Annotated in this window: 13 protein-coding genes and 1 pseudogene; all 14 read right to left on the reverse strand. The window is 41.7% G+C overall.

All coding sequences use genetic code 11. From position 1 onward, the window contains the following. Positions 1 to 23: 23 nt before the first annotated feature. Positions 24 to 1,094, reverse strand: coding sequence for a 3-isopropylmalate dehydrogenase (leuB, locus tag AC1XUE_RS24710; RefSeq protein ID WP_483358671.1), 1,071 nt, complete (start codon positions 1,092 to 1,094; stop codon positions 24 to 26). A gap of 7 nt (positions 1,095 to 1,101) precedes the next feature. After that, positions 1,102 to 1,428: pseudogene (locus tag AC1XUE_RS24715) on the reverse strand (HepT-like ribonuclease domain-containing protein). Continuing rightward, positions 1,425 to 1,703 (reverse strand): nucleotidyltransferase family protein, encoded by a 279-nt coding sequence (locus AC1XUE_RS24720; RefSeq protein WP_483358672.1) that lies wholly within the window; start codon positions 1,701 to 1,703, stop codon positions 1,425 to 1,427. Before AC1XUE_RS24720 ends, AC1XUE_RS24715 begins: the two are co-directional and overlap by 4 nt. Before the next feature lie 33 nt (positions 1,704 to 1,736). Then, a complete protein-coding gene (locus AC1XUE_RS24725; RefSeq protein WP_483358673.1) occupies positions 1,737 to 3,305 on the reverse strand; it encodes an alpha-isopropylmalate synthase regulatory domain-containing protein in 1,569 nt (522 codons plus the stop codon). Between the two features lie 84 nt (positions 3,306 to 3,389). Beyond that, entirely contained in the window at positions 3,390 to 3,986 is a 597-nt protein-coding gene (gene leuD, locus AC1XUE_RS24730) for a 3-isopropylmalate dehydratase small subunit (RefSeq protein WP_483358674.1), read from the reverse strand. Positions 3,987 to 4,060: 74 nt separating this feature from the next. Then, complete coding sequence (locus tag AC1XUE_RS24735) at positions 4,061 to 4,399, reverse strand: four helix bundle protein (protein WP_483358675.1); 339 nt, start codon at positions 4,397 to 4,399, stop codon at positions 4,061 to 4,063. 60 nt (positions 4,400 to 4,459) lie between these two features. Beyond that, a complete protein-coding gene (gene leuC / locus AC1XUE_RS24740; RefSeq protein ID WP_483358676.1) occupies positions 4,460 to 5,863 on the reverse strand; it encodes a 3-isopropylmalate dehydratase large subunit in 1,404 nt (467 codons plus the stop codon). A gap of 250 nt (positions 5,864 to 6,113) precedes the next feature. Next, positions 6,114 to 6,962, reverse strand: a complete 849-nt coding sequence (locus tag AC1XUE_RS24745) for an AraC family transcriptional regulator (RefSeq protein ID WP_483358769.1) — start codon at positions 6,960 to 6,962, stop codon at positions 6,114 to 6,116. Between the two features lie 109 nt (positions 6,963 to 7,071). Continuing rightward, complete coding sequence (gene ilvA / locus AC1XUE_RS24750) at positions 7,072 to 8,313, reverse strand: threonine ammonia-lyase IlvA (protein WP_483358677.1); 1,242 nt, start codon at positions 8,311 to 8,313, stop codon at positions 7,072 to 7,074. Positions 8,314 to 8,329: 16 nt separating this feature from the next. Then, the gene (locus AC1XUE_RS24755) at positions 8,330 to 8,536 is read right to left on the reverse strand and encodes a hypothetical protein (protein ID WP_483358678.1); all 207 of its coding nucleotides are present in this window, start codon (positions 8,534 to 8,536) and stop codon (positions 8,330 to 8,332) included. 2 nt (positions 8,537 to 8,538) lie between these two features. Then, complete coding sequence (locus tag AC1XUE_RS24760; protein WP_483358679.1) at positions 8,539 to 8,976, reverse strand: DUF6932 family protein; 438 nt, start codon at positions 8,974 to 8,976, stop codon at positions 8,539 to 8,541. Between the two features lie 69 nt (positions 8,977 to 9,045). Then, a complete protein-coding gene (gene ilvC / locus AC1XUE_RS24765) occupies positions 9,046 to 10,092 on the reverse strand; it encodes a ketol-acid reductoisomerase (protein ID WP_483358680.1) in 1,047 nt (348 codons plus the stop codon). A gap of 62 nt (positions 10,093 to 10,154) precedes the next feature. Then, complete coding sequence (ilvN, locus tag AC1XUE_RS24770) at positions 10,155 to 10,688, reverse strand: acetolactate synthase small subunit (protein ID WP_483358681.1); 534 nt, start codon at positions 10,686 to 10,688, stop codon at positions 10,155 to 10,157. A 53-nt stretch (positions 10,689 to 10,741) separates the two neighbouring features. Then, positions 10,742 to 12,502 carry a biosynthetic-type acetolactate synthase large subunit gene (ilvB, locus tag AC1XUE_RS24775; RefSeq protein WP_483358682.1) on the reverse strand — a complete coding sequence of 587 codons (1,761 nt, stop codon included), beginning with the start codon at positions 12,500 to 12,502 and terminating at the stop codon, positions 10,742 to 10,744. Positions 12,503 to 12,543 lie beyond the last annotated feature (41 nt).

Genomic DNA, 12,543 nt, shown 5'->3' on the forward strand with positions numbered 1-12,543 from the left:
ATTTGGCAAAAACTTATAAAAAATCAAATTCTCTTTAAAAGCTCTTCACCAGCTACTTGCGTGTTCAGAATTTTTTCAGCAGGAGTTGTTTCATCAGCGATGTCTCTTGTTCTGAAACCATCTTTTAGAAGTTTGTCAACAGCTGCGATAATTGCGTCGGACTCTTCTTTCAAACCAAAGGAAATATCAAGAAGAAGTGCAGCTGAAAGCACAGACGCCAATGGGTTTGCGATGCCCTTACCAGTAATGTCGTGAGCCGAACCGTGGATAGGCTCGTAAACGCCTGTGCTGTCACCTACAGAAGCAGATGCCAGCATACCCATTGAGCCAGCGATCTGACTTGCTTCGTCCGTAAGGATGTCTCCGAACAGATTGGCAGTCACTACTACGTCAAAACGCTTAGGATCTTTGATCAGCATCATGGCAGCTGAATCGACAAATTGGTGTTCAACTTCAACGTCCGGATACTCAGGAGCTAATTTCTGAACTACCTCTCTCCACAAGCGGCTAGTTTCCAAAACGTTTGCTTTATCTACAGAGCAAAGTTTTTTACGACGTGTACGAGCTGCATCAAAGGCTTTACGTGCAATACGTTCTACCTCATAACGGCTGTATTCTGCAATGTCGTAAGCTGTGTCGCCATCGTTTTTGCGACCTTTTTCTCCGAAATAAATATCACCGGTAAGTTCACGGAAGAAAAGAATATCCGATCCTTTCAAAATTTCCGGTTTGATAGAAGATGCACCAAGTAACTCATCGAACAATTTAATTGGACGAAGGTTGGCATACAAACCAAGTTCCTTGCGCATTTTCAGAAGTCCTTGTTCCGGACGCACTTTTGCACTTGGATCGTTATCGTATTTTGGGTGACCGACTGCTCCGAAAAGAACGGCGTCAGAAGCTCTCATTTTTTCAAGCGTTTCGTCAGGAAGCGGATTTCCTGTTGCTTCAATCGCCACATGGCCAATCAGTGCTTCGTCATAAGTAAACTCGTGACCGAATTTGGCAGCGATTTTCTCTAAAACTTTTTTACCAACTTCTGTAACTTCCTGCCCGATACCATCACCGGGAACAATTAGAATATGCTTCTTCATTAATGAATTATATTGATTTTAATTTAAAAAGTAGTGTCGGAATATCCTCGGTAATAGTGGCATAAACTGTTGTTGATGAAATACCAAAGTATTCATGTATCAGTTTATTTCGCATCAGTTTCATGAGTTTCCATTCAATTTCCGGATGCTGATCCTTGAAGGTGTCCGAAATTTTTGTGGCTGCTTAGCCGATTATTTCCAACCGGCGGTACACTGCATCTTGCAACATTATGTTTGTTTCGAAATCTAACGCTGATTTTTCTTCTGTATAACTAATTATGATTTCGATCGAATCAATAATGTCCAGTACATACACATCATCGTCGCGCTTCATATCAATTCTACAAGATCAGAAAAAACGTACTTTTTAATGGATGACTTTACAGCCTTGTATTCTACCAAGTCTATTTTTCTCTGACAAATATTTTGAAGTTCATCTTCCAGGCGAAGTATATCAAACATGGTCATGTTCTTTACTTCTATAAGCACATCAATATCACTTTTGTCCGTCTCTTCGTTACGTGCAAAGGATCCAAAAACAGCAGCTCTGGTAATATTATTCTTCAAGAGATGGGTTTTTAAATTTTGATAAATTTGTTGCTTTTCCATACTTCTAAACTTCTCGTTGCATACAAATATACCTTATTCAGCTGCAATCAGTGGCATTATAGATGTTTTAGACTCTTCCACAGTACTTATTAAATTCAGCATCTTTTGCGTTGCCATAATGGCTGAAACTGTCTGATCAGAGTCCAGGCCTCTTGTTTTTACATCCTTGCCATTGATTTCCCAGGTAATGATCGTTTCACAAAGGGCATCAGTTTTTCCGCCTGGCGGAATGCGTACTGCGTAATCTGTTAGCATCGGTAAATTGATTTCCTTTTTGCTGTAGATTTTTTTCAATGCATTCATAAAGGCATCGTACTGACCGTCGCCCTGTGCACTTTCTTCGAAAATTTCGTCGCCAAACCGAATTTGTAAAGTAGCGGAAGGTTTCAGATTTTTAGAATGTGTAAGGACATAGTTTACGATAACAACCTTTTCTTCGATGGCGTTACTATCCAATACATCGGAAATGATGTAAGGAAGATCCTCTGGCGTAACGGCCTCCTTTCTGTCGCCCAGCTCAATGATCCGCTGCGTTACTTTTTTCAGATCAGCATCGGCAAGAGTGATGCCCAGGTCACGAAGATTATTCTCGATATTGGCTTTTCCCGATGTTTTTCCCAGAGCATACGATCGAAGACGACCAAATCGCTCAGGCATCAGTCTGCTAAAATACAGATTGTTTTTTTTGTCTCCATCTGCGTGGATACCAGCAGTTTGTGTAAACACGCTCTCTCCAACAATAGGCTTATTGGAAGGAATCCTTATTCCGGAGAATGTTTCAACCAATTTGCTTACAGAATACAAAGATTTTTCATTCACTAATGTCTCAAGCTCGGGCATGAAATCATTAATCACTGCAATTGTACTTGCCAACGGAGCATTTCCGGTTCTTTCACCCATACCATTTACAGTGAGATGAAGTCCGTGTACACCGGCTCGCAATGCTTCCATTACATTGGCAACGCTCAGGTCGTAATCATTATGGGCATGAAATTCAAAACGGCAATTTGGATAACGATCCACAATGGATTTTACAAACTCGTACGATTCGGACGGCGTTAATATCCCCAGTGTGTCTGGCAGCAAAATGCGTTTGACAGGCATCGTACAAAGAAAATCCAGCGCCTGGAAAACGTACTCTTTCGAGCTCCGCATTCCGTTACTCCAGTCTTCCATATATACATTGCAGTCTATACCGGAAACCTGCGCGAGTTCAATGACTTTCCTGATGTCTTCAAAATGTTCTGCAGGCTGCTTTTTAAGCTGATGCGTAAGGTGATTGAGTGAGCCTTTTGTGAGCAGATTCATTACCCGCGCGCCGGACTCGAGCATCCAGTTTATCGAAGCATCTCCGTCAACAAATGTAAGCACTTCGATTTTATCAAGAAATCCATTCGCCTTCGCCCATTCGGTGATTTTTTTTACTGCCTGAAACTCACCTTCCGACACACGTGCAGAGGCAATTTCAATACGATCCACCTTCACCTCTTGTAAAAGAAGCTGGGCAATGGTCAATTTTTCCGAAGCAGAAAACGACACACCGCTGGTTTGCTCACCATCGCGAAGTGTCGTGTCCATGATTTCAATATAGCGTCTGGTCATAAGGAAGCTTTCGGCCGTCGGCTATCAACTATCGGCTGTATCGACAGAAAAGTCGACAGCCGACAGCCGATAGCCGATAGCCATTTAATAAATTCTCGCTGCTTCAAATTCCTCAATTTCACTTTTCATCGCTTGCAGGTAGTCAATATCATCAAAGCCATTGGTCATATTGTGCTTTTTGTAACCATTGATCGCGAAAGATTCCTGTTCTCCTGTTGCAACCAGCGTAATGGTTTGCTCCGGAAGATTCACTTCCAGTTCAGCATTTGGATCCGCTTCTATTGCCTGGAAAATTTTATCGAGAAATGCTTCACTCACCTGAACTGGTAAAATTCCGATATTCAAAGAGTTACCTTTAAAGATATCAGCAAAAAAACTGGAAACTACGCAGCGGAATCCGTAATCGTAAATCGCCCATGCAGCATGCTCACGACTAGATCCACTACCGAAGTTGCGTCCGCCAACAAGGATTTTGCCAGAGTAAATCGGATTGTTCAGAACGAAATCCTGCTTAGGAGTATCGTCACCGTTGTAACGCCAGTCTCTGAAAAGATTGTCGCCAAATCCTTCGCGTTTAGTCGCTTTAAGGAAACGTGCAGGGATAATCTGATCCGTATCCACGTTTTCAATCGGCAAAGGAACTGCCGTGCTTTTTAATATTGTGAATTTATCGTATGCCATTTGTATGGGGCTTTCGGCTTTCGGCTGTCGGCTGTCGGGCTGTAACCGAGTGGGACATCGTTAACTTCCGGCGTTTAATTTTTAATTAGGTGATATAATTGCTTTTTAATACACACTATTTCAATTGAAAGAGGCTCGTAGCTTTGTTCGTTCAGATAATCCAAATCCTTTGCCAAAAGTGTGAGGTATTTAACTTCCTGACAAGATCCAAAAGAGATTCCAAGAAAACGGGCAAAGTCTCTTTCGCTTAGTTTTCCACATCCTTCTGAAATATTGGCAGGTATCGAAATGCCTGCCCGTCTTATTTGAGAAGTTGACCCAAATTTTTCTTCTTGAGGGAAGTTCTTAGTCAATCTGTAAAGTTCAAGCTTATGACTTTGCTCCCAAACAGCATATTTTCTAAAATCTCTCATTATCGAAATAGTGTGTTATTTGCAAAGGTCTGACAGCCGATAGCCGACTGCCGAAGTCACTCAAAGTAACTCTCTTGGATCTGTTACAACACCTGTAACAGCAGCGGCTGCTGCAACCAATGGACTAGCAAGCAAAGTACGGGCTCCCGGGCCTTGTCTTCCTTCGAAGTTTCTGTTTGAGGTACTTACAGCGTATTTGCCGGCTGGGATTTTGTCGTCGTTCATCGCCAGACATGCTGAGCAACCTGGTTGACGAAGTTCGAAACCTGCTTCGGTAAGAATATCCAGAATTCCTTCTTCTTTGATCTGAGCCTCAACGATGTGAGAACCCGGAACAACCCAGGCAGTAACGTTATCCGCTTTTTTGCGGCCTTTTACAATTGATGCAAACGCACGGAAATCTTCAATACGTCCGTTGGTACAGCTACCGATGAATACGTAATCGATTTTTTTGCCTAGCATAGACTCATTTTCATGAAAGCCCATGTAATTCAGTGACTTGTCATAGGTAGCTTTACCACCTTCAACCTGCTCAGCAGTAGGGATATTTAACGAAATTCCCTGACCCATACCCGGATTGGTTCCATAGGTGATCATGGGTTCAATATCAGCCGCATCGAAGGTATACTCCTTATCGAATGTAGCATCTTCATCCGTTACCAATGTTTTCCAGTAAGCAAGTGCTTTATCCCATTTCTCGCCTTTCGGAGCTTGTTCGCGGCCTTCGATGTAGTCAAATGTAGTTTGATCCGGAGCAATCATGCCACCCCGTGCACCCATTTCAATACTCATGTTACAAACCGTCATACGGCCTTCCATGGTCATATTGCGGAATACATCACCTGCATACTCAACGAAATAACCCGTTGCACCAGCAGTCGTCAGTTTTGAAATGATATATAACGTAACATCTTTTGGGGTAACAGCTTTACCCAATACGCCATTTACGTTCACACGCATTTTCTTTGGCTTTGGCTGCATGATGCATTGCGAAGAAAGTACCATTTCCACCTCCGACGTACCGATACCAAAAGCAATTGCACCAAAAGCACCATGGGTAGAAGTATGTGAATCACCGCAAACGATGGTCATACCCGGAAGTGTGATACCGTTTTCTGGTCCTACAACGTGAACGATACCATTTCGTGCATTACCCAGTCCCCAGTGAGAAATACCATATTTTGCAGAGTTAGTTTCCAAAGCTTTAAGCTGGTTAGCCGAAAGTGGATCTGCAACTGGTAGATGTTGATTGATCGTCGGAGTGTTGTGATCAGCCGTTGCGAAAGTGCGCTCAGGGTAAATAACACCGATATTTCTGGTTTCCAGTCCAAGAAAAGCAACCGGACTGGTTACTTCGTGGATAAAATGACGGTCGATGAAAAATACATCCGGACCATCTTCAATCTTGCGGACAACATGTGCATCCCACACTTTGTCAAACAGTGTACTTGCTTGATTACTCATTCTCAATTTATGGTGAATATGTAACTAATACAATAATTAACTGATTTGCAGTGAAATATATTTCCCTAGGCAAGGTCAGAGCCTTTTTTCAAATCAGGGAAACAAATTTCACCAGAATACCTTAGATATGTATAACGGGAAACGTTCAAAAAATAGTGATTTTGGTTTGGTTAGCACGATTGGGCGAAAATCTTTATTGATTTCTAGGAATTTTTTTAAAATGGAAAGGTAAAATGCTATGATAACGATATCACACATGCCTCTTCGGTGTCACCCCAAACTTTTCCTTGTACGTTTTAATAAAGTGCGAAACGCTTTCATAGCCAATCTCTGTACTGATTTCACTGACATTTTTGGAATTGTTTCTTAGTAGGAAATCTGCGTAGTCAAGACGTTTATTTTTGAGCCATAAGGCGGGGGAAGTTTTGAATTCTTCCTGGAAATCACGTTTAAATGCGGAGAGGCTACGACCAGATAACCTTGCAAGCTCATTTAAGGTCAGAGGTTTCAGGTAATAGCTGTTCATCAGGAATGAAAGATCTACTTTTTCGCCAATGTACAGGCTATATAAATTTGCTCTTAGCCTCTTTGATACATCCAATTCCAACAAATGAAGTAGTAGCTCCTGAAATTTCAGACGGAGGAAATGATTCTTTAACTCTGTTCGGGAGCGGAAGTAGGGGAACACAGACTGAATAAATTTTTCGAAATTTTCGTCTGATTTCAATGGTAGTATCGGATTTTCAAGAATTGTTAAAGTTTCTTCCGGATTGAATAATTCGGGATGAAGATTTACAAATTCTTTCAGCAATTTTTCATCAAAAAAGAAAACCAGGCTTTTATAAGACTCATTGATCGATTCCGACATCAGGTAAAAACCGCGTTGTACGAATAGAATATCCCCTTTTTCGACATACACTTCCTGTGTCGGACTACTGAATTTTTTTTCTCCTTCTAATACTACGATTACTGCATGTTCTTCAAAAAACACTTCGTATTTGGATGGATATACTTCGTTGCGATAGGCAACAAAAGTCATATCCTGAATCTTTAAGGATTCAAATTCGGATGAGCTGATATCGGATGGGACGCGTAGCAATCTTGTAGCGACGAAATATTGATCATTAAAAATGTTGATGCCTGACAGCATTTTATAAACCGTTGGGTTGATATTGCTACCGATATTTCATGCCTACGGCATTTGAGCCTTATACTAAAAACTGAAATAAATCCTGCTGGTCGTTCAGGTATTCGTAAACAACCTTGTTTTCGTCCATGCGAGAGATAAGTGGTTCAAAATCTTTCCTGTATTTCAGCTCAATTCCAACCAGCGCGGGGCCCTGTTCTTTATTGTTTTTCTTAACGTACTCAAATCTTGCAATATCATCGTTAGGTCCAAGAACATTCAAAAATTCACGAAATGCACCGGAACGTTGTGGGAAACGGATGATGAAATAGTGTTTCAGTCCCTCGTATAGCAGCGAACGCTCTTTAATTTCTTCTGTTCTTGTAATATCGTTATTGCCTCCGCTGATGAGTGCAACCACATTTTTACCTTTGATTTCATCCTTCACAAAATCCAGGGCGGCTACGGTTAGTGCACCCGCTGGTTCGGCCACGATGGCTTCTTCGTTATACAGCTGGAGAATGGTAGAACAAACTTTTCCTTCCGGAATGAGTAAAACGTCATCCAGACTTTTACTGCATATATCAAATGTAATATTTCCGGCGCGGCGAACAGCAGCACCATCCACGAACTTATCGATATGATCGAGGGTAAGTACTGCACCATTTGCAATTGATGCCTGCATAGTGGGAGAACCTGCTGGTTCTACGCCAATAAGCTTTGTTTTCGGAGATAATTGCTTGAATACTGTTGATATACCAGATGCCAATCCTCCGCCTCCAATCGCCATAAGCATATAGTCAATCTTGAAATCGGCATCTTTAAAAATTTCCAAACCTACCGTTCCCTGTCCTTCAATTACCTGAAGATCATCAAAAGGATGGACAAAAGTAGCGTTGTTGGCTTTTTGATAAACAACGGATGCATGATAGGCATCGTCGTAAGTGTCACCTACGAGCAGTACATCTACCCATTCTTTTCCAAAAAGACGAACCTGTTTTATTTTTTGAGCAGGTGTTGTTGTGGGCATAAAGATCGCTCCCTTTACCTGCATTTTACGACATGCGTAGGCAACGCCCTGAGCATGATTTCCTGCACTTGCACATACTACGCCGCCAGCCAGCGCTTCGGCTCCAATACTAGCCATTTTGTTATAAGCCCCCCTGATTTTATAAGAACGAACCGTCTGCAAATCTTCCCTTTTCAGGTAAATATTAGCTTCATATTGTTCGGATAAATGGGCATTGTATAGTAATGGAGTGTGGTTTATGATTCCCCGGAGCCGTTCAGCAGCTAGGAAAATATTGTCGAGAGTGGGAGACATATGAAATAAAGGTTCTTTATGCAGCAATCTGAACCTTAGCGTTGGTTGCTTGAGATAGTAAGTCTGCTAATTGTTGCGACAGTTCTTTTTTAAGGGAAATGTATTGGTTGGTAATTAGATCTTCCGATCCAGAGTCGACATGCCTTTTAATCATGCTTTCGACACGACGGATTTTTTCAAGGGTATGAAAAATTTCTATTTCAAGTTCATCAATAATTTCCATGATCAAAATGTTAGTTCAATGAATCCTTTCCTTTTATTCTTTCTATCCGTCGTGAAAAAATGAAGCCAGTCTAATTTATCAAGTTTTGTTAAATGACAATTCGGATGATCCTCTGGAAAGACTTTCACGTAATACAAATCTACTAATTCCTGCCTCTCTTTTAAAGTGGTTAGTTGATTCTCTTTCGATTTAAAGTATTGAAAATTAACAAAAACGACAACATCTATGTCATTAGGTTCGTTCTTCTGAGTTACGAAACTGCCATCAATCCAAGACACGACATCATCTGTAGTTATCTGTTTGAGTTCGACCATGAATTGAAATAGCTTTGAAAGGAGGAATTTACGATGTTCATCGGATCCAAAAATCAATTCAAACTCATGGATAGTTAGTTTGTGTGGTTTGTATGGAAATATGTATCCATTGTTGTCAAACTTCATGAGCAAATAACAAAAGTACCCCTAAACCAAAAGCTCAGGGGTACATGTATATTGAGATAGTTTTTAAAACTAGCTGTTTTCCGGACGTAGGCTACGTACAGTTTGGCCAGCTCTCCACATTTCTGATTCACGAAGTTCAGCCAATTCTTCTTCCAATTTCACGCGGTAGTCAGCTTGTGAATTACGAGTGATAGAGATGTTAGCTTGCTCTCCGGATTTTACAGAGTTATAAAGTTGTTCGAAAACAGGCTTGGTAGCGTCACGGAAAGGCTTCCACCAGTCAAGAGCACCACGTTGAGCTGTAGTAGAGCAGTTCGCATACATCCAGTCCATGCCATTTTCAGCAACAAGAGGCATCAATGATTGAGTCAATTCTTCAACTGTTTCATTGAAAGCTTCTGATGGCGAGTGTCCGTTTGAACGAAGTACTTCATACTGAGCAGCGAAGATACCCTGGATAGCACCCATCAAAGTACCACGCTCACCTGTAAGGTCAGAAGTTACTTCACGGTAGAAATCAGTTTCGAACAAATATCCTGAACCAACACCAATACCCATTGCGATACATTTTTCACGTGCTTTGCCAGTTGCATCCTGGAACACAGCGAAAGATGAGTTCAATCCTTTTCCTTCTACGAACAAACGACGAAGTGAAGTTCCTGATCCTTTTGGAGCCACAAGATATACATCTACGTCAGCAGGAGGAACGATACCAGTCTGATCTTTATAAGTTACACCGAAACCGTGTGAGAAATAAAGTGATTTTCCGGCAGTAAGATTTGCTTTAACGGTAGGCCAAAGTTCGATTTGAGCTGCATCAGAAAGAAGGTAGCAAATGATTGTTCCTTTTGCCAAAGCTTCTTCAAGTTCGAAAAGAGTTTCACCAGGAACCCATCCGTCTGCAACTGCTTTATCCCATGATTTTCCACCTTTACGTTGTCCAACGATTACATTGAATCCGTTGTCACGCATGTTAAGGCTTTGACCAGGACCCTGTACACCGTAACCGATTACAGCGATAGTTTCAGTAGAAAGTACTTCACGCGCTTTTTCAAGTGGAAATTCTTCACGGGTTACTACTTCTTCTTCGACCCCGCCGAAATTTAATTTTGCCATTGATTATTGATTGGATTAATTAATTACTCGATTTAAAAACAATATTACTAAAAATGAAAAGCCTATTGGTAATACTCCCACTCAGCTTCAGGTAGATAATCTACCAGTGTTTGAGGAGATTTGCTTACTGCCACACGTCCGGATCTTACAAATTCAAGGATGCCATGTGGTTTGATATAGTCGAAGAATTCGAAAATTTCTTCTTCTGTACCTGTCTTCTGAATGATCACGTAAGTAAGGTGCCAGTAAACAACCCATGCTTTGTGCACCTTATTAATGGTTTCAATATCAAGCGGTTTAGCGCCGATAGGCGTGGGGATTTTGAACATAGCAATCTCGTTGTATGCGATGTCCTCGTTCAGGTATCCGAACACAGCCAGTACTTCGATCACTTTACGGATCTGACGAACTAGTTTTTCTACTGCTTCCCGCGACTCATGACGAATGACGATAGTAAACCGGGAAATACCCTTACGCTCTGTCTCGGATACAGTCAGGCTGTCGATATTAATTCTGCGCCTTGTAAATATGGTTGTGATCTTGTTGAGGATACCAATGGTATTTTCGGTAAAGACACAAATGGTGTACGCTGTCATAGTTTTTAAAATTCTTGTGAAAATGTAAAGGCACTTAAATGATCCATACTACATTATTCAAGTCTTATATCCGCAACACAAGCGCCAGTTGGCACCATCGGGAACACGTTCTCTTCTTTTTCCACCAATACTTCCAATAGATATGGTTTGTCGGAAGCCAGCATTTTATCAAGCGAATCGTTCAAATCTTCTCTTGCTCCACAGGTATGTCCGTCTATTCCAAAACCTTTCGCAATGGTGATAAAATCAGGATTTTGAAGTTCCACAAATGAATAGCGTTTCTGGTGGAAAAGCTGTTGCCATTGGCGAACCATCCCTAAGAAATTGTTATTCAGAATGATAATCTTAACAGGAAGACCGCTTTGAGCGATTGTTCCTAATTCCTGGATAGTCATCTGGAAGCAACCGTCACCGATAATCGTCACAACTTCACGATCGGGAGCACCTACTTTTGCGCCGAATGCTGCTGGTAGAGCATAGCCCATGGTGCCTAATCCTCCGGAAGTGATGAAAGAATTAGGTCTTTTGAACTGATAATAACGGGCTGTCATCATCTGGTGCTGGCCTACATCCGCTACCACTACTGCCTGTCCTTGCGTTTTGTCTGATAATGTACGGATTACCTCCGCCATTTTGATTTTTTCAGTCGTAGGTGCAAGTTCTGGCTGGGTAATTTTTTCATCCTCAATCGCATCGAATTTCTCAAACTCTGCTCTCCATGCTTCATGATTATTTTCATTTACCAAAGGTAATAACAGTTCGAGTGCTATTTTGGCATCACCTACAACAGGTGCATCTGCTTTTTTGATCTTATCAATCTCTGCGGGATCGATCTCTATGTGTATTACTTTGGCCTGTTTGGCATAACGGCTCAAGTCACCGGTTACACGGTCATCAAAGCGCATACCAATTGCAATGATCAGGTCACACTGATTGGTAAGTACGTTAGTGCCGTAGTTGCCATGCATACCCAGCCATCCTACATAATTGGGGTGATCTACAGAAACGGATGAAAGACCCAAAAGAGTCGACGCCGCAGGAATATCTGTCTTTTCAATGAATTGTAACAATTCGTGTTCAGCGCCAGCGATTTGTACGCCATGGCCAAAAAACAAAAACGGACGTTTTGCAGTATTGATAAGCTTAGCTGCAGCAGTAATTTGTTCTTCTTTCGGAGCAAGACGAGGACGGTAGCTTAGTAACTTCTCGCACTGCTTATAAGTGAAAGGCCTGGACATCAGTTTTTGCTGCGCATCCTTTGTGATGTCAATCAATACCGGACCCGGACGACCGGATTTTGCTATATAAAATGCCTTTGCTATTATCTCCGGAATTTCGTCAGGATTGGTAATCTGGTAATTCCATTTTGTGATCGGAATAGTTACGCCGATAATATCAGTTTCCTGAAATGCGTCTGTACCCAGCAAATGTGATCCAACCTGACCCACAATACATACCACTGGTGTTGAGTCGATAATTGCATCTGCAATTCCGGTAACCAAGTTTGTAGCGCCTGGGCCGGATGTTGCCAAACATACACCTACCTTACCACTAATACGGGCAAATCCTTCCGCTGCGTGCGCGGCACCCTGCTCGTGACGTACCAGAATGTGATTCACCTGCTCTTGATAATCGTAAATCGCATCATAAACAGGCATAATTGCTCCGCCCGGATATCCGAAAATTGTTTCGACACCTTCCGCAATCAATGATTGGATCAATGCATGAGAACCGTTGATCAGTTCTGGTGTTGCTGTCGGCGCCGGCTTATCGATCACCTGAGCTACTTGTGTTTGGTTTTCATTAAATTCCATGACCTTTTCTATTTAGTCGGATGAATTTCAAGCTTTCTATA

The sequence above is a fragment of the Dyadobacter sp. HNCC25DJ187 genome, assembly GCF_056895255.1.

Bases quoted from the DNA above. Each gene is read 5' to 3' on its own strand.
- ilvB (WP_483358682.1), bottom strand. From the start codon at position 12,502: ATGGAATTTAATGAAAACCAAACACAAGTAGCTCAGGTGATCGATAAG.
- leuD (WP_483358674.1), bottom strand. From the start codon at position 3,986: ATGGCATACGATAAATTCACAATATTAAAAAGCACGGCAGTTCCTTTG.
- ilvC (WP_483358680.1), bottom strand. From the start codon at position 10,092: ATGGCAAAATTAAATTTCGGCGGGGTCGAAGAAGAAGTAGTAACCCGT.
- AC1XUE_RS24755 (WP_483358678.1), bottom strand. From the start codon at position 8,536: ATGGAAATTATTGATGAACTTGAAATAGAAATTTTTCATACCCTTGAA.
- AC1XUE_RS24760 (WP_483358679.1), bottom strand. From the start codon at position 8,976: ATGAAGTTTGACAACAATGGATACATATTTCCATACAAACCACACAAA.
- leuB (WP_483358671.1), bottom strand. From the start codon at position 1,094: ATGAAGAAGCATATTCTAATTGTTCCCGGTGATGGTATCGGGCAGGAA.
- leuC (WP_483358676.1), bottom strand. From the start codon at position 5,863: ATGAGTAATCAAGCAAGTACACTGTTTGACAAAGTGTGGGATGCACAT.
- AC1XUE_RS24725 (WP_483358673.1), bottom strand. From the start codon at position 3,305: ATGACCAGACGCTATATTGAAATCATGGACACGACACTTCGCGATGGT.
- ilvN (WP_483358681.1), bottom strand. From the start codon at position 10,688: ATGACAGCGTACACCATTTGTGTCTTTACCGAAAATACCATTGGTATC.
- AC1XUE_RS24720 (WP_483358672.1), bottom strand. From the start codon at position 1,703: ATGGAAAAGCAACAAATTTATCAAAATTTAAAAACCCATCTCTTGAAG.
- ilvA (WP_483358677.1), bottom strand. From the start codon at position 8,313: ATGTCTCCCACTCTCGACAATATTTTCCTAGCTGCTGAACGGCTCCGG.
- AC1XUE_RS24735 (WP_483358675.1), bottom strand. From the start codon at position 4,399: ATGAGAGATTTTAGAAAATATGCTGTTTGGGAGCAAAGTCATAAGCTT.